This is a genomic window from Vibrio splendidus (assembly GCF_001557875.1).
In the GTDB taxonomy this organism is placed as follows: domain Bacteria; phylum Pseudomonadota; class Gammaproteobacteria; order Enterobacterales; family Vibrionaceae; genus Vibrio; species Vibrio splendidus_F.
Map to the genome: position 1 here is coordinate 848,136 of NZ_LNRF01000001.1, position 16,212 is coordinate 864,347.

General features: G+C 44.5%; 15 protein-coding genes. 11 read left to right on the forward strand and 4 right to left on the reverse strand.

Annotation, left to right across the window (positions count from 1 at the left end; translation table 11 throughout):
- Positions 1 to 32: 32 nt before the first annotated feature.
- Genes ATB74_RS03580 through fecE form a run of 4 tightly spaced genes read left to right on the forward strand, consistent with a single transcriptional unit; the run spans position 33 to position 3,779 of the window.
- Entirely contained in the window at positions 33 to 1,010 is a 978-nt protein-coding gene (locus ATB74_RS03580) for a Fe(3+) dicitrate ABC transporter substrate-binding protein (protein ID WP_061016600.1), read from the forward strand.
- On the forward strand, positions 1,007 to 2,041 hold the full coding sequence (locus ATB74_RS03585; RefSeq protein WP_061016602.1) for a FecCD family ABC transporter permease: 1,035 nt from the start codon (positions 1,007 to 1,009) through the stop codon (positions 2,039 to 2,041). Before ATB74_RS03580 ends, ATB74_RS03585 begins: the two co-directional genes overlap by 4 nt.
- Positions 2,041 to 3,012, forward strand: coding sequence for a FecCD family ABC transporter permease (locus tag ATB74_RS03590; protein WP_060980466.1), 972 nt, complete (start codon positions 2,041 to 2,043; stop codon positions 3,010 to 3,012). The genes ATB74_RS03585 and ATB74_RS03590 overlap by 1 nt, the downstream gene beginning before the upstream one ends.
- A gap of 2 nt (positions 3,013 to 3,014) precedes the next feature.
- Complete coding sequence (fecE, locus tag ATB74_RS03595; protein ID WP_061016604.1) at positions 3,015 to 3,779, forward strand: Fe(3+) dicitrate ABC transporter ATP-binding protein FecE; 765 nt, start codon at positions 3,015 to 3,017, stop codon at positions 3,777 to 3,779.
- Between the two features lie 82 nt (positions 3,780 to 3,861).
- Here the strand turns inward: fecE and ATB74_RS03600 are convergent, their stop codons facing one another.
- On the reverse strand, positions 3,862 to 4,482 hold the full coding sequence (locus tag ATB74_RS03600) for a heme-binding beta-barrel domain-containing protein (RefSeq protein WP_061016606.1): 621 nt from the start codon (positions 4,480 to 4,482) through the stop codon (positions 3,862 to 3,864).
- A gap of 398 nt (positions 4,483 to 4,880) precedes the next feature.
- Between ATB74_RS03600 and ATB74_RS03605 the strand changes: the two genes are divergently transcribed.
- Positions 4,881 to 5,300 (forward strand): VOC family protein, encoded by a 420-nt coding sequence (locus tag ATB74_RS03605; protein WP_061016608.1) that lies wholly within the window; start codon positions 4,881 to 4,883, stop codon positions 5,298 to 5,300.
- Positions 5,301 to 5,444: 144 nt separating this feature from the next.
- Here the strand turns inward: ATB74_RS03605 and ATB74_RS03610 are convergent, their stop codons facing one another.
- Positions 5,445 to 6,344 carry a DMT family transporter gene (locus ATB74_RS03610; protein ID WP_081090052.1) on the reverse strand — a complete coding sequence of 300 codons (900 nt, stop codon included), beginning with the start codon at positions 6,342 to 6,344 and terminating at the stop codon, positions 5,445 to 5,447.
- Positions 6,345 to 6,611: 267 nt separating this feature from the next.
- On the opposite strand from ATB74_RS03610, the gene ATB74_RS03615 reads away from it, so the two are divergent.
- Complete coding sequence (locus ATB74_RS03615) at positions 6,612 to 8,012, forward strand: alpha-amylase family protein (RefSeq protein ID WP_061016610.1); 1,401 nt, start codon at positions 6,612 to 6,614, stop codon at positions 8,010 to 8,012.
- 116 nt (positions 8,013 to 8,128) lie between these two features.
- Here ATB74_RS03615 and ATB74_RS03620 read toward each other — a convergent pair whose 3' ends face one another.
- Both ATB74_RS03620 and ATB74_RS03625 read right to left on the reverse strand, forming a co-directional pair.
- Positions 8,129 to 9,250 (reverse strand): FAD-dependent monooxygenase, encoded by a 1,122-nt coding sequence (locus ATB74_RS03620; RefSeq protein WP_061016611.1) that lies wholly within the window; start codon positions 9,248 to 9,250, stop codon positions 8,129 to 8,131.
- A 133-nt stretch (positions 9,251 to 9,383) separates the two neighbouring features.
- The gene (locus ATB74_RS03625; RefSeq protein ID WP_061016613.1) at positions 9,384 to 10,355 is read right to left on the reverse strand and encodes a LysR family transcriptional regulator; all 972 of its coding nucleotides are present in this window, start codon (positions 10,353 to 10,355) and stop codon (positions 9,384 to 9,386) included.
- A gap of 100 nt (positions 10,356 to 10,455) precedes the next feature.
- On the opposite strand from ATB74_RS03625, the gene ATB74_RS03630 reads away from it, so the two are divergent.
- From ATB74_RS03630 to ATB74_RS03650, 5 genes are all read left to right on the forward strand, one after another.
- On the forward strand, positions 10,456 to 11,808 hold the full coding sequence (locus ATB74_RS03630; protein ID WP_061016615.1) for an MATE family efflux transporter: 1,353 nt from the start codon (positions 10,456 to 10,458) through the stop codon (positions 11,806 to 11,808).
- A gap of 200 nt (positions 11,809 to 12,008) precedes the next feature.
- Positions 12,009 to 12,254 (forward strand): hypothetical protein, encoded by a 246-nt coding sequence (locus ATB74_RS03635; RefSeq protein ID WP_017630837.1) that lies wholly within the window; start codon positions 12,009 to 12,011, stop codon positions 12,252 to 12,254.
- A gap of 304 nt (positions 12,255 to 12,558) precedes the next feature.
- On the forward strand, positions 12,559 to 13,563 hold the full coding sequence (locus ATB74_RS03640) for a response regulator (protein ID WP_060980458.1): 1,005 nt from the start codon (positions 12,559 to 12,561) through the stop codon (positions 13,561 to 13,563).
- A gap of 1 nt (position 13,564) precedes the next feature.
- Positions 13,565 to 14,002, forward strand: a complete 438-nt coding sequence (locus ATB74_RS03645; RefSeq protein ID WP_048606084.1) for a PAS domain-containing protein — start codon at positions 13,565 to 13,567, stop codon at positions 14,000 to 14,002.
- 864 nt (positions 14,003 to 14,866) lie between these two features.
- Entirely contained in the window at positions 14,867 to 15,910 is a 1,044-nt protein-coding gene (locus ATB74_RS03650; RefSeq protein WP_061016616.1) for a GMP reductase, read from the forward strand.
- The last annotated feature ends 302 nt before the right edge of the window (positions 15,911 to 16,212 follow it).

A 16,212-nucleotide genomic window follows, 5' to 3' on the forward strand; every position in this document is an offset into this window, starting at 1 on the left:
TTCACGGTTCTAGCGTTTAAGGAAAATTAAATATGGAAAACAGCTCTCGCCTTTTGTTTTCGAATCAATTTCAGCTGTCGAACGGACTGCTGTCATTTAATAGGCCGTTTTTATTCAACAGGGTAGCAGTAACCTTAGCTTTGCTGGTTTTAAGCTTGTTCTCATTATCCAGTTCAGCACAAACCAGGGTCATACAAGATGAGCAGGGTCAGTTTGAGATAGCGACTACTCCGCAACGTATTGTGGTGTTGGAGTTCTCATTTGTAGATGCGTTAGCTGCGGTGGGTGTTTCTCCTGTTGGTGTTGCTGATGACAATGATGCTTCGCGAGTGATTCCGGCGGTGCGTGAATTGGTTCAACCATGGGAATCGGTTGGCATGCGTTCTCAGCCTAGCCTAGAAGCCATTGCGGTATTAAAGCCCGACCTGATCATTGCAGATGCAGAGCGTCATCGTACTGTCTATCAAGATCTACAACGCATCGCACCAACTCTGCTGCTGAAAAGCCGCGGCGAGACGTATCAAGAGAATTTGGAGTCTGCGCTCAAGATTGGCATCGCTCTCGACAAGCAATCGTCAATGGAACAACGAATTCAACAACATCAACACGCCATGGCCGAATTCAAAAGTCATTTCTCGCTCAAACATACCGTCCAGTTTGCTGTCGTGTCGGATAAAGGTATGTGGTTACATAGCCCAGCGTCTTACGCAGGAGGCGTGCTGACCACATTAGGCATTGCGAGCCCAATAGTGAAACCAACAGAGAAGGCATATTTGCCAACCAGCTTTGAGTTGTTGTTGAAAACCAACCCGGATTGGTTACTCCTTGGCGCTTACTCCCATCCAAATATTGTTGATGATTGGCAGAAAAATCCGTTATTCAATGTACTAACCTCTGCAAAAAAACAGCAAGTTGTAGAAGTGTCACCGGCGCTTTGGTCATTGAATCGAGGCATGTTAGCGGCAGAACAAATGGCGAAAAATCTTGAGCAGATCTTGGACCGATCATGAGTACGATGTCGTTCTCTAAAAGTAAGCGATTCTGGCCAATACTGTCGTGGCGAGTCACGTTATTTACGGCATTCGTGTCGTGTTTGGCACTGTCTGGTTACGCGGCCTCTATGACCGGGTGGTCTAATTTCTCATTAGCATTGAGTGACTTGATTGACTACTGGTTTGCGTTTGATGAAAGCAGCATGACTCATCAAATATTGGCGACATTAAGAGCACCAAGAGCTTATGCGGGGCTATTGATTGGTGCGAGTTTGGCCGTCGCTGGGTTATTGATGCAGGGATTAACGCGCAACCCACTGGCGTCTCCGTCGATTCTTGGTATTAACGCAGGCGCAGCCTGTTTCATGGCGTTAGCTGCGATAGGTATACCTGTGCTCAGTGAGCTAAACCCAATCCTCAATGCGGTTCTTGGTGCGTTGCTAAGTGGCGGTGCTGTGATGCTTCTGGGCGGCTTTTTCTCCGCACGTTCTCATCCGTTACGTTTGGTTCTCGCGGGTATCGCCATTACGGCGTTATTGCTCGGACTGACACGTGCGGCGCTGATTCTTGCTGACGATATGGCTTATAGCGTCTTGCATTGGCTTACGGGCTCACTGTCTAGTGTGGATGATGGGCAATGGCAACAGCTTTGGCCGCCTGTAGTGATTGGTTTGGTGCTGGCAATGAGCCTTGCTCGTAACCTCAACTTACTGGCACTTGGCGAAGAAGTTGCAGTGGGGTTGGGCAGCAATATCAGGCTTACTCGCCTCGTGAGTGGACTGACGATCGTGTTGCTTGCTGGAGCAAGCGTCGCTATCGCGGGGCCCATTGGCTTTGTTGGATTGTTAGTGCCTCATTTGGTTCGACCTATGGTTGGGCACAATTACCATTTACTGATTCCTATTTCAGCATTGGCAGGCGCAGCATTAGTGTCTTGGTCAGATGCGCTGTCGCGAGCGATTGCTTTCCCGACTGAAACACCCGTTGGTGTTATTACTGCTTTGCTAGGGACACCTTGTTTTATTTTGATTGCGACGAGGAGGTCTTAATGCATCATCACACTAAGATAGTTTTGTTATCCGGAATTCTCATATTAGTGGCATCTGCAGGTTTGTTTGTCGGTGCAGCGTCACTTTCTATTCCTCAAGTCATCGAACATTTGGTCGCGTTTTCCAGTGACGATTTTGTTATCCATCAGTATCGGCTACCACGTATGTTGCTCGCGATAAGCGTGGGCGCAGGGTTAGGGCTTTCAGGGGTATTAGTGCAAGGCGTGATACGTAATCCGTTAGCATCGCCTGATCTTATGGGTATTAGTGCTGGGGCAGGACTTGCTGCGACAGCGAGTTTAGTTTGGTTTCCCAATGCACCAGTCAGTGCGCTTCCTATGGTGGCGATGTTAGGTGGGGTATTGGCTGCTGGACTGATAGCTGTATTGGCCTGGTGGTCAAGGCCAACACCCGCCAAATTGGCGCTGATTGGTATTGCGGTGAGTACGTTTCTGGCCAGTTGTATCGACTTCTTGTTGGTCACCAATCCGATAGAGATCAACACGGCTATGGTGTGGCTAACAGGCAGTCTTTGGGGCAGAAATTGGCAGCAAGTCCCGTTTATTTGGAGTGTACTGCTCTTGTTGTTGCCTATGGCATTATGGCTTGCTTGGCGATTAGATGTGATGGGACTTGGCGAGGAAAGTGCGACCACATTGGGTACTAAGCCAAAACAGATTCAGGCTCTCGCGTTATTGGCCGCTGTATTGCTTGCCAGTGTTAGCGTTTCTGTTGCTGGAACGATCAGTTTTGTGGGTTTATTGGCACCTCACTTAGCACGCTTGTTGTTTGGGCATAATCATAAGTTGTTAATCCCTGCATCTGCACTGGTAGGGGCAATTCTGGTTACCAGCGCTGATGGGTTAGCTAGAGGTTTACAACCACCGATTGAATTGCCAGCAGGCGTTCTAACTTCCGTAATTGGCGCGCCATATTTCATCTTTCTTCTCTATCGTTATCGAGGTTGGTAACCATGCTTAAAACGCAGAATCTTTCCGTCGCGTACGGCAAACAAACGATCATACCGAACCTGTCGGTTTCTATCCCTAAGGGAAAAATTACCGCATTGATAGGACCTAACGGATGCGGTAAATCTACCTTGTTAAAGACGTTAGTCAGAATTAACAAGCCAGTAGCTGGAGAGGTGTTGTTTGAAGACAAACCGCTATCAAGCTATGGCGATAAAGCGCTCGCTCGTTCGTTGTCACTTCTTCCGCAAATCTTGGTCAGCCCGGAAGGCATTACGGTAAGAAAATTGGTCGAATATGGCCGTTCGCCTTATGTATCCCATTGGGGAAGGTTAGGACAGGACGATCAAAGGATTGTCGAGCAAGCAATGCGAGATACAGGTGTACTCGAGTTTGCTGATAAGCCTGTTGAGTCATTGTCTGGTGGCCAGCGTCAAAGAGCATGGATTGCGATGGTAATTGCGCAGGATACGGACGTAGTGATGTTGGATGAACCGACCACATACCTTGATATGTCTCACCAGGTGGAATTAATGAACCTGATGCAACAGATGAATGCCAAAGGAAAAACGGTGGTTGTTGTGTTGCATGATCTGAACCAAGCCAGCCGTTATTGCGACCATTTAGTGGTTTTGGAAAAAGGGTGCTTAATCGCAGAGGGCTCGCCTGATGAAGTGATGACCGAAACCATGCTCAGTAACGTGTTTGATCTCAAAGCGAGCGTGTTTCGAGACCCCATTTCAAATACACCAATGTGTGTTGCGGTTTAGGAGAATATACTGATTGTCATTTTCTTGAGATTGACTTAATCAACAACGCCTTTCACAGAGCTGCGAAAGGCGTTTTTTAGTTTTACTTCACTTTAACTAGAGTGCTCGAATCTGTATGAGCAAATGCGTTGTCGTAGATCTCTAAGCCTGTTGTTTGAGAGTACGTTAGCGTATCGTCTGAAATGCTAATGTTCATCGTGAAGCCTGTGGTGGTTGCGTTGTCCGTCATGTATTCAGACTCAGCGATACCACGTTTAGAGGAAACTAACGTCATTGTATCGCCAGCAGGGCCTTCTGCTGTGACACATGTGGTGCGTGGTACGCAATAAGAGTTGTAGACGATCTGATTTTTTTGGTCGTAGATGAAGTAACCACGTTGATCGTGGAATTTAGAGTCGTCGGCCTTTCTGAATACTTCTTGCTTATAGTACAGAGCAACCAGATATTGATCGCTGGCATTGGTTGCATCTGCCGCAACCTCAAACGTCATCACTTCATAAAATGGTGTGACCGCGGGGCCACCTGCACCCACTTCTGTGCCTTCTTGACCTGGAGAAATATCAACGCCACCAGTTTCGACTGATTTCCATGTGCCGACTAACTTTGCTAATGGACCAAAATCCATACCATTGATTGTGCTGTGATCGGCTATTGCTGGAGCCGAGATTGCTGCTGCTATACCAAGTGCTAATAATTTTTTCACTTTAACTTCCTTTTTATTAATTATCTGACCGCAATGAAAGTAAGGTTATTGTGAGACTCGTTTATTAACCCAGATCAGTGTTGTTGGCTAATATGAAATCGAATTGTAACTTGATGTATCAGTCAATAAGGGGATATTAATATGTGTATATATTGAGCAAGAAGCAGTGGTTGGTTCGTCTAATCTCTGTCATACATCAAGGGTTTGCTGACTCTTGAGGTTGAGTTCAGTCACATTAGATTAGGTCGTCTAAACTTAAAGTTGGTATCGCGGCAAATACGACAATTTGGGCTCTAAAGACGTTCTCGAAATAAATGCAAATTAGTGCTTTACCTCAACTTAACTTGAGGTATTAGGATATGCAACGTTGCTTACGAGAATACTTTAAGGAGAGAAGAATGATCCAACTTGAACATGTGAATTTAGTGGTAAAAGACATCCCAGAAATGCTGGTTTTCTATAAAGCGGCGTTCCCTCATTGGTATGTCCGTGATGAGGGAAAAGGGGAGTGGTCAGGTAAGCCACGTAACTGGCTGCATTTTGGTGATGAGTACCAATACATAGCAATAAGTGATCACGGCGAAGGTGAAAATAGAGATTTGGCTGGGCATTCTGTTGGCCTCGCGCACTTCGCTTATGTGACCAATAATATCGAAAGTGTCACTCAACGGCTTGTTGATGCGGGTTTCCCAATTGCCAAACCCGGCGTCGAAGAACCTTATCGAAAAAACGTCTACTTTGTGGATCCGGCGGGCTTTGAAATCGAGTTTGTTGAGTATCTGAGTGATGATCCCAAGTTACGAAATGCCACGAGTTAATCACGTAATACTGCCAGTTAGTGGCATGAAAACGCGCTAGAGAACATTTATAGACAAGGGCATTGTGGAATCATCCGCAATGCCCTTTTTAGATCTATTTGATCGCTGATTGGCTAACTGATATTGAGCTCTTTTAGCTGGTGTTTACTTAGCTTTAAACGGCACCAACAGTTGTTTACCAAACACATTGATTAGCGCGCCTGTTACGATTAGGCCACCACCTAGGTAAGTCCAAACTGATGGGATCTCATTGAAGATCCACACACCTAATAGCGCTGAGAATACGATTTGAACGTATGAGTAAGCCGAAGCCTTGCCAGCAGCTTGGGTTTGCATCGCTTTGGTCAAACCGTATTGGCCTATCTGAGTGAAAATACCGACTAACACGAGCATCACGGTAAGGAATAGACTTGGCCACACAAAGTCGTTCCAGATAAGGGCGGTTGAGATTGGTAGAGCAACCAGTGGGAAGTAGAAGATGATGACTGAACTGTCTTCCGTTTGGCTAAGCTTTCTCACAATTACATAAGCAATTGAGCTACCAAATGCGCCACATAACGCCACCATTATGCTAAATAGCGGTAACTCGCTGCTCGCGCCACTGTTCATGCTTGGCTGTACCATTACTAATAGTCCCGCTAGGCAGAACGCAATGCAGATCATGGTCGATTTTTGGACGCGCTCTTTCAGAAATAACACGCCAAGTAGGGCGGTAAATACAGGGTGAACGTATTGTAGAATGGTCGCTTCTGCTAATGGCAAGGTGGTCACAGCGTAGTAAACACACATTAAGGCTGCTGTGCCAACTGCGCCTCGAACAAACAACAAAGGTTTGTTATTTCCCCAGATCGAAATGCCTTTTCGCTTAACGTCGATATAACTGATGATCAAAGACACCAAAGCCCTTGCTGCAACAATTTCGAATACAGGTATGCCGTAGTTGCTGATGTATTTCACACACGCAGACATCAGTGCGAATCCAAAAGCGGAGAGGATCATGAATCGAACCCCAACAGGGATCATTGAAAAAGAGAAAGAGGGCATAAAAATATCAATCGGTTGAGGGAACAGGAATCATAACTTAGTTTAGAAGAGCCGACCAAAGTCTTTGTCTTGTTCTAGTCAACTTGATTCAATTAATTCTCATTTCCTAACGATTCGTTTTTATCCCACATAATATCGGCTATAACACAATTTTATAAAATCAACATCAACAGAAGGTGACGCTAATTCAACTCTGATTTATCGGTCGTTTTAATTATCTTTCTTAGTCATATCATTCTCGTGAATTTATAATAAGAGATATGTTCTATGAAACCAATAAACACCCTACTCATATCCACGCTCGCGCTTTGCTCTTTCAGTTCAGCTACTTATGCAGACACCATTTTACATGCTTTCAATTGGAAGTATTCAGATGTGACAGCCAACGCCAATCAGATTGCGCAAGCCGGTTATAAAAAAGTACTGGTTGCTCCGGCAATGAAATCGAGCGGCAGCCAATGGTGGGCGCGTTACCAGCCTCAAGACCTTCGAACCATTGATTCTCCTCTCGGCAACAAACAAGATTTGACCGCAATGATTGCCGCACTCAAAGGTGTGGGTGTTGATGTCTATGCCGATGTGGTTCTGAATCATATGGCGAATGAAAGCTGGAAGCGAAGTGACCTGGATTACCCTGGTACTGAAGTGCTAAACGATTATGCGAGCCGTTCAAGCTACTATGCTGACCAGACTCTGTTTGGTAATTTAGCGCAAGGTTTTGTATCCGCAAATGATTTCCATGCCGCGGGCTGTATTTCAGATTGGAACGATCCTGGTCATGTTCAATATTGGCGCTTGTGTGGGGCTGAGGGTGATGTAGGTTTACCTGACCTTGATCCGAATAATTGGGTGGTTTCACAGCAGCGCTTATATCTGAAGGCATTAAAGGATATGGGTATCAAAGGTTTCCGAATTGATGCCGTCAAACACATGAGCCAGTACCAAATCGACCAAGTGTTCACGCCTGAAATTACAGCGAACATGCATGTATTCGGTGAAGTGATTACCAGCGGTGGAGCAGGGAACAGCGGCTATGAGTCGTTCCTTGCACCTTACTTAAACAATACCAATCATGCAGCGTACGATTTCCCGCTGTTTGCATCGATTCGCTCGGCATTCTCAATGGGCGGTGGCTTGAACCAACTGCATGATCCAAAAGCGTACGGCCAAGCACTCGATGATAATCGTTCGATCACCTTCGCGATCACACATGATATTCCAACCAATGACGGCTTCCGTTACCAAATTATGGATCCACAAGACGAGCAACTCGCTTACGCTTATATCCTTGGCAAAGATGGCGGTACGCCGTTGATCTATAGTGATGATCTTCCTGATTCTGAAGATAAGGATAATGGTCGTTGGGGTAATGTGTGGAACAGTTCGATAATGAAAAACATGTTGAGCTTTCATAACGCGATGCAAGGCAAAACAATGACCATGATTTTAAGTGACCAATGTACTTTGCTGTTTAAGCGTGGCAAAGAAGGTGTGGTTGGTATTAACAAGTGTGGCGAAACGCGTGGCGTGACGGTTGATACTTACCAGCATGAGTTCAATTGGCATGTTCAATACAAAGACGTATTAAGCAGCGCGACAGAAACCATTTCTTCTCGCTATCACACCTTCAACTTACCACCACGCAGTGCGCGTATGTTTAAGCTTTAATGCTTATTTAATAGTGCGAACACCACCGGTAGAAAGCATAAGCCGCAGCAAGTGCTGCGGCTTATTGTTTTTAAACAAGTAGTTTAGCGAACGGCGCGTTTTTACGAGCCTATTGTTTAGAAAGGCGAGCGGCTATTCGCGATAGCGAACTGTTGGTAAAGCTCCGCCACTTCGACCGGGTTGAACTCGTCTTTGTAAGTCAACTCACTGAGTCGGTGTGTGATGTTTTGCAGTTCATGCGACCGTTGCTGAGCACGCTGCTGATAGCGTTTGAATGCTTGCTCTGTACCTTCAAAGTTAGAGGCAATGCTTTGTGCCAACACGTAAGCATTCTCAATACCCAAGCTGAATCCGATCCCCATGGTCGGCAGTACAGCGCAACAGGAATCTCCCAGTAGAACAGCATTGCCGCGATACCAAGTATCAAATGGGGCAACATCGGTGAGTGGAGAAGGCAAGATCTTCGATTCAGGCGTATCTCGAATCATATCCAGTAAATAGCTCGGATAGTGAGAGAACTGGTCTAACACGGTTTGTTTAGACAGCGTTTCACCTTCCTTAACGGCACACGCAGCAAACCAGTATTTGCCTTGGGTTTCTCGATCGTAGGTGTAGGTTACGATACGAGATTTATCACCCGCAAAAACATAACACTCATCATCGCTGATTTCTGATGCTTTGAAGTCAATCTCACCACGGCAGCAATAGACGTTCGGTTGTCTTAGTGACACATCAGGCGCGACAAACTTTCTCACTTGAGAGAACACGCCGTCGGCACCGACAATAATATCCGCATCAATGGGTTCGCCATTGATAAGAATCTGCGGCTCATCGTCGTTTTGAACAACGGTGCAGGTTTGGTTAGTGACGATACAATCATCCCCTAGCTCATTTAATAGCAGTTGGTATAAACGGCTGCGATGAAACAAACCAATTGGTGCGTTGGCTTTACTCGGAGAGTCACTCATATGGAGTGTGTTGATAGGCAACCCTGTCGCCGTTAATGTCGAGATGGTATCGACTTGGTTGCATGCAGCTTTGACTTTATCGACACCAACCAGTGCCGCAAGTACTTGCATGCCCTCTGGCCACATAATTATGCCAGTACCGTCAGCACGTGGTTGTGCTGCCTTCTCATATATTCGAGCTTTAATACCAAATTTACGCAGTGATAATGCGAGTGCCAAACCATTCAGCCCCGCACCAATAATTGCGACTTTTAGAGGTTGTTGTCCCATGACTTTCTCCTAAGAATAAGATGCCAATATCTGTGTACTGGTTCATAGGGCGTAAGATAGGTCATTCGAATCGATAAATAAACGTTATAAATTATAAGGTTAATTCGGTTTTGAAAAATGAGGCACCTATCCCCTAATGATCTTGGATGACACCAAACCAGTGGTTCTGTTGAGATAGTGCTTTCAGTAACTCGATCTCTTTTGTGGTCTCTTCTTTAAGCCATTCAATAAGGTCATTGATGATAGGCGTGTGACTACGCTGGTGAATGAAGTAAGTCCAAGCACTGTGTTGGATCTTGGCATTCTTAGGGCAGTACAAGAAGCCTCGTTGGAGATCTTGTTGAACTAACAATAGATCCGTGACCGTCACCCCTTCACCGGATAAACAAGCACTGAGTGCCATATCTAACGATAAGAAGCTGGTATTTCTAACGGGCTTTGTCGGTGGCGATTCAACATCGGCTAACCACACTTTCCAGTCGTGATGATCTAAGGTTGGATGGAGCCTTGGTAAGGTTAAGATCGAATCGAGGTTGGTGTCTTTGGTGATTAAACTGGTAGAATTCATTAAGCTAGTAGAACAGACCGGCGCCATAAACTCTTCACGCAAGAAGGTGATATCTGGTGCTTTGTCATAGCGTTTTTTGAAGCGCGTGTGGAAGATAAGTAGGTCATATTCACTACTATTAATTGATTCGTCTTCCTCAATTACAGGAACTATGACGATCTCATAATCTTGATAACGCTCGTTTAATTCTCGCACTTTGGATATCAATACTCGCGTCGCGAAACTTAAGGTCGCTTTGATCACGATACGCTTTTGCTTGGGCTCACTCCAAGAGGCGATAACAGATTCGATATTGCCGTAGCTTTCTCGTAAAGCCACATACAAATCATGACCTTGTACCGTTAATTCAATGGCTCGATGCTTACGAATAACCAGTGATGCGTTTAACTCATCTTCAAGCTGTTTGATCTGTCGGCTGATCGCACTTTGTGTCACATGCAGCTCTTCGGCAGCCAGAGTAAAGCTCATCAGCCTTGCAGCTGCTTCAAAGGCTTTTAAGCCATTATGTGATGATGGCAAGCTAGGATATGGGGTCATAATTCGTTAGCATGAGTTTATGGAATGTTAGAGTCGCAAATTTATCAATTGAACGCCAGCCTCATCGATCGTATTTTGGGCGAAATTAACTGAGGCGCTCATGAAAAAAATACTCATTCTTGCATTCCCTTTGATCATTTCACAGCTGATCTCCATGGCTTTAGTCCTTACTGATGTTTGGATGATGTCGCGTATCAGTGTGTCAGCCCTTGCGGCTGGTGGCTTAGGCGCTTCTATCTACTTTTTCATCTTCATTATTGCGAGCAGCACTGTGGGTTGTGTCGCAAACTTGATCGCGATTGCTTATGGTCAGCGCGTCGCTCGCCCAGAGTTTGGTAATACACAAATCAGATTGGCAGTGAAAGGCGCAACCATGTTGGCGTTCGTGCTCAGTGTGACTTTAATGGCGGGCTTCTGGTTTGCTCCGCTGGTATTAGAAGCAGCCAAACAGCCGCCAGAAGTGATCACTTTAGCGATGGAATATGTCCATGCCTTGAAATGGGTGATGCTGCCTTCGCTTATCTTGTTGGTACTGCGTGGCTTAACCAGTGCGTTTGGTAATGTGCGTTCTATTCTGGTGATGTCGATAATCACCGTAATTTTGAATGTGCCGGTGAGCTACTTCCTAACCTTCCAATTAGACATGGGCTTAACTGGTCTAGGGTTAGGCACGGCTATCGCGGCATTCATCGTAATGATTGGATACACAGTGTGGGTATTCAAACGTGACGAATTCAAGCAGTTTGCCCCTTGGCTAAATACCGAAGAGTACTCCATCAAGCTGATGAGCCCTTTATTGTTAATGGGGTTACCTATTGGACTCGCGGCTTTACTTGAGCATGGCTTAATTTACGGCGGCACCTTAATGGCGGGTACGATCAGTATCGCTTCGTTAGCTCTGCACCAAATTCTGCTGCAATGTTTAAGTTTTACTTGGAACTTCAATTTTGGTTTCTCACAAGCTGCGGCGATTTTAGTTGGCCGTGATTTTGGTGCGGGTAACTACGAAGGTATCAAGAGAACCTCGATTCAAAGCTTTATATTGGTGTCGGTGTTGAGTGTCGCCTTGTCGGCCGTGTTTATCATATGGCCTGAGATGATCGCTTCTATTTTCAAGCTAGACGATGGTACGGGTGCAATGACTTCACTATTGGCTTCAGTTATCTGGGTAGTGGCGTTGTGCTTTATTGTGGATGCTTGGCAACTACTGGCGATTAACCTGCTAAGAGGTATGAAGATTGTCTCTATGCCAACCGTGATGACTGCCATCGGTTACTGGGTATTTGGTCTACCTGCAGCTTGGTATTTGATGCCAAAATTCGAATTGGCAGGGATCTGGGGTGGAATCGGCGTTGGTTTAGGCGTGACAGGTATTTTGCTACTTATCCAATTGATGCGTGTTATTCAAAAGAACAACCAATCTCCAGATTTGTCGAATCATGCTTATACGTGATTTGCTTGTGATGCTCGCCTTTACCATGGAACCTTGAACGATAAACTTTGTATTGCTGACCGAGAACTATTAATTACCAACAATGACCTATAAGCCCTGAATTGCGTACTTCGTAATTTAGACCTTGGTCTTACAGAAACCGAGCTAAAAGGTGACTAGAATGACTTAAGTTGCTCACCGTTTTATCAAGGAATACACAAATGGAAGTTGGATTGTTCTGGGCTGAAAAAGGGATGTTGGTGCTTGGCGCACTGTTTGTTTTGACGAGCATGATGCAGTACGGAAGACGCAGTAGCGATTGGAAAGGCGTGATTACTATGTTCTACAAGCGTATCCCAATGAATATTGCGGAATACAAATGGTACCGTCTGGGTATCGCGTTGTTGGTTTTTGCCGTGATCATCCGCTTCGCATTGTTGATTTTATGGCCTACATATCAGTTCTAGCTCTTCACACTATCTCTCTTATTATGGGTATATAAAGCCAAAATGAATGAGTAAACCAAGCCTTAATAAACCCGCTTATTAAGGCTACTATTAAATAAAATAGTGCTATTACTCAATAATAAGGAGTGGCTATTGCCTTTGTAGCATATTGTTTTTCATGAAGAATAATACGAAATAATAGCTTACCCACTTGTTTCATCATTCTTACTAATAATCTGCACATAAATCCATTCACCCCGTACCTGATACCATAATGTTCTGTTACACTCGTTCGAATTAGCTTTAATTTGTCAGTGGTGCATTTATGTCATTCCCAGTTCTTATATGTGATGATTCTGCGTTAGCAAGGAAGCAGATGGCTCGATCACTGCCTAGTTCTCTAAATGCAGATATAACTTTTGCTGTTCATGGGCTTAATGCACTTGAAGAGTTAGCTCAAAACCAGTTCAAACTGATGTTCCTCGACCTCACCATGCCGGAATTAGATGGTTATGGCACATTGGAAGAGATGCAACGTTTAGGCGATACCACACCTGTTGTGGTTGTTTCTGGTGATATACAACCAAAAGCACAACAGAGAGTGATGGATCTCGGCGCCAAAGCATTTTTGCAAAAGCCGATCGATAAAGAAGCGTTAAAAGCGATTTTACGTGAGCATGTTGAGCCGCCAAAACAACCTCAAATTATTACTCCAACCGCTTTAGAGCTGCCGATACTTCGCAGGCGCGATATCTATATGGAAGTCGCGAACGTGGCGATAGGCCGTGCAGCTGATGCACTGGCTCGTCACTTTAATGTGTTTGTTCATCTACCGCTGCCGAACGTCAACATCTTCGAAGTGAGTGAATTGCACATGGCACTTCGTGACCTAGCCGACAACGACCAAGTGTCGGGTGTTTGCCAAGGCTTCAGCGGAGAAGGTATCGCAGGTGAAGCGCTAGTTTTGCTGAGTGATTCCAGTGTGAGCGATCTTAAGAAGCTCATGAAGGTGCCAACAGAAAGCGAGCAGCTAGAAGAATTAGAGCTGCTGATGGATGTATCGAATATTTTAGTAGGCTCATTCTTGAATGGGTTAGGGGAGCAATCGGAAGTTCGTTTCTTCCAAAGCTCGCCAGTGCTGCTTGGGCAACACATCTCGATTGATTCGGTCATCGAAAATACCAGTGGCTCGTTCAAAAAGACCATGACTTTCGAAGTCAGCTACAACATAGACGGCACTTCCATCCGTTGTGACCTTCTGTTTATGTTTGTTGATGAGTCTCTGCCTCTTCTAGACAACAAATTGGCCTACCTAATGGAGGAGTTTTAATATGCTGAATCTTCCTGCTGAATTTGAACAGTTCCACTGGATGGTGGATATGGTTCAAAACGTTGATATGGGGCTGGTGGTTATTAACCGTGATTTTCAGGTACAAGTCTGGAACGGTTTCATGACGCACCATAGCGGTAAGCAATCGCATGATGCGATTGGTAAGTCTATCTTTGAACTGTTCCCTGAAATCCCAGAAGAGTGGTTTAGGCTGAAAACCAAGCCAGTCTATGACTTAGGCTGCCGCAGCTTCATTACATGGCAACAAAGGCCTTATCTGTTTAAGTGTCGTAACGTTAGGCCTGTGACCCAACAAGCTGATTTCATGTATCAGAACGTGACGCTAAATCCGATGCGCTCACCAACAGGGCAAGTGACCTCATTGTTCCTGTCAATTCAAGATGCGACTGCAGAAGCGTTAGTCTCTCAAAAGAACTAGATAGTTCTATTCGCCAAACAACGCTTTCCTATACGCGTATTAGCATCAGTTTAATCAGCGAATAAAATGGCTAAGGTTAACCACCTTAGCCATTTTTTTGTTTTCTATTCTTCAAATCTTATCTTTTCCCCAGTTTTTAACGTCAACCAATCCTCTTTTTCTGTGCGCTTTGCAGAGTCTTCTAGGTTAAATGAACGAAAGGGCTGGGACGAAACGTGCTTTTGGAATCGTAATGCTACGGGTTAAAAGAAGTTGGATTTATAAAGTACAGGCTGGAAAGGGGTATTTAATGGAGTGTGAAGGTCGAATTATCAAACCCAAGTGAATATTGGTCTCTAGATTGAGTCTTTATCACTCTACTTTTCTTAGTTGATGCTAACCAACAGCACCATGAGTTTGTCTAATTTGGTCGAAAAAAGAAAAAATTAGGAAAAAAATCGAATTTATTTAAGAAAAAAGGCATTTTTTTGTTGGAGAAAAGTGTGATTTTTATTTGAATTCAAGGCACTTTCTTCACATATTTGCTTATTGAAGGCGATATTGTGTGAAAAGGGGAGGAAAACGATTGCGCAATAAACCGACAGCGTTTGCGTGATTGGTTAGCTAAGTTATTAATTAGTAAGAATTTAGTTGGGAAGTGTAGCAAGGGGAGTTTTAGCAGATATGGAATCTTTGAGAGGATAGCATAAAAAAAAATGAAATATCAGACTTGCTGTTACTAAATCACGACCTATAATGCTGAAAACCGGAGCGTCTGCCAACGCTCCGGTTTTTTTGTGTCCGAAGAAAAGTAAACTCGTCTGCCAACGGTTTTACTACGCATTTCGCGAGAGACACATAATTTTATGAATCAAGGAAAACACCATGCGTATCGAACAAGAACTTAAGTTAGGTTTCAAAGATGTACTCTTCCGTCCGAAGCGTTCTACCCTTAAAAGCCGTTCTCAAGTTGAATTAACCCGCGATTTTACATTCAAGCATAGCGGTCGTCAATGGTCTGGTACTCCAGTAATTGCAGCTAACATGGATTCGGTAGCAAGCTTTGAAATGGCAGCTGCTCTAGCAGAGCACGGTGTTATGACTGCAGTACACAAGCACTACACAGTAGAGCAGTGGGCTGAGTTCGCTAAAACAGCAGACAAGAAAACACTGAACAACGTATTTGTATCAACAGGTACATCTGAAGCTGAGTTTGAGAAAACTAAGCAAATCATGGCGCTTAGCGAAGACTTCGTATTTATCTGTATTGATATCGCTAACGGCTACTCAGAGCACCTAGTTGAATACGTACAAAAAGTACGTGCTGAATTCCCGGACAAAGTTATCTCTGCGGGTAACGTTGTAACAGGTGACATGGTTGAAGAGCTAATCCTAGCTGGCGCAGACATCGTTAAGGTTGGTATCGGCCCTGGTTCTGTTTGTACTACACGTGTTAAAACAGGCGTAGGTTACCCTCAACTTTCTGCAATCATCGAGTGTGGCGACGCAGCACACGGCCTTGGCGGCATGATCATCGGTGACGGTGGCTGTTCATGTGCGGGTGACGTATCTAAAGCGTTCGGCGGCGGTGCTGACTTCGTAATGCTAGGCGGCATGCTAGCTGGTCACTCTGAGTCAGGCGGTGAAGTAGTAGAGCAAGACGGTAAGCAATTCATGAAGTTCTACGGCATGTCTTCACAGTCGGCTATGGACAAGCACTCTGGTGGTGTTGCTAAGTACCGCGCTGCAGAAGGTAAAACTGTTTTACTTCCATACCGTGGTTCTGTTCACAACACAATTTCTGACATCCTTGGTGGTGTACGTTCAACTTGTACATACGTAGGCGCAGCGAAGCTTAAAGAGCTAACTAAGCGTACAACTTTCATCCGTGTACAAGAGCAAGAGAACAACGTATTCGGTAAAGAGTAACGTTTAACGTGATTGTTTGAATTTTAAGAATTGAGCCGCTTTTTAGCGGCTCTTTATTTAGGTGTGTACCGTCCTAAATATGGTGACACATTTCCAACATCAAATTGGAGAGTTTCATTAGCGATTTAATATGTAATTAATTGCCTATTTTCTCAATTTAAATTTATTCTGATCTAATTTCTATTATTGTAAATTGACTCTAAATTAAGTTTTGTAGGTTATTGAAATATATTAATTATAATCATTTTAAATATGGTTTATTAATCCAAGTTAATATAAGCAAAGTTTCATATTAATTTAAT

Coding starts and splice junctions, on each gene's coding strand:
- ATB74_RS03645 (WP_048606084.1), top strand. CDS start 13,565: ATGCTGAATCTTCCTGCTGAATTTGAACAGTTCCACTGGATGGTGGAT.
- fecE (WP_061016604.1), top strand. CDS start 3,015: ATGCTTAAAACGCAGAATCTTTCCGTCGCGTACGGCAAACAAACGATC.
- ATB74_RS03630 (WP_061016615.1), top strand. CDS start 10,456: ATGAAAAAAATACTCATTCTTGCATTCCCTTTGATCATTTCACAGCTG.
- ATB74_RS03610 (WP_081090052.1), bottom strand. CDS start 6,344: ATGCCCTCTTTCTCTTTTTCAATGATCCCTGTTGGGGTTCGATTCATG.
- ATB74_RS03635 (WP_017630837.1), top strand. CDS start 12,009: ATGGAAGTTGGATTGTTCTGGGCTGAAAAAGGGATGTTGGTGCTTGGC.
- ATB74_RS03580 (WP_061016600.1), top strand. CDS start 33: ATGGAAAACAGCTCTCGCCTTTTGTTTTCGAATCAATTTCAGCTGTCG.
- ATB74_RS03585 (WP_061016602.1), top strand. CDS start 1,007: ATGAGTACGATGTCGTTCTCTAAAAGTAAGCGATTCTGGCCAATACTG.
- ATB74_RS03650 (WP_061016616.1), top strand. CDS start 14,867: ATGCGTATCGAACAAGAACTTAAGTTAGGTTTCAAAGATGTACTCTTC.
- ATB74_RS03615 (WP_061016610.1), top strand. CDS start 6,612: ATGAAACCAATAAACACCCTACTCATATCCACGCTCGCGCTTTGCTCT.
- ATB74_RS03590 (WP_060980466.1), top strand. CDS start 2,041: ATGCATCATCACACTAAGATAGTTTTGTTATCCGGAATTCTCATATTA.
- ATB74_RS03625 (WP_061016613.1), bottom strand. CDS start 10,355: ATGACCCCATATCCTAGCTTGCCATCATCACATAATGGCTTAAAAGCC.
- ATB74_RS03605 (WP_061016608.1), top strand. CDS start 4,881: ATGATCCAACTTGAACATGTGAATTTAGTGGTAAAAGACATCCCAGAA.
- ATB74_RS03640 (WP_060980458.1), top strand. CDS start 12,559: ATGTCATTCCCAGTTCTTATATGTGATGATTCTGCGTTAGCAAGGAAG.
- ATB74_RS03620 (WP_061016611.1), bottom strand. CDS start 9,250: ATGGGACAACAACCTCTAAAAGTCGCAATTATTGGTGCGGGGCTGAAT.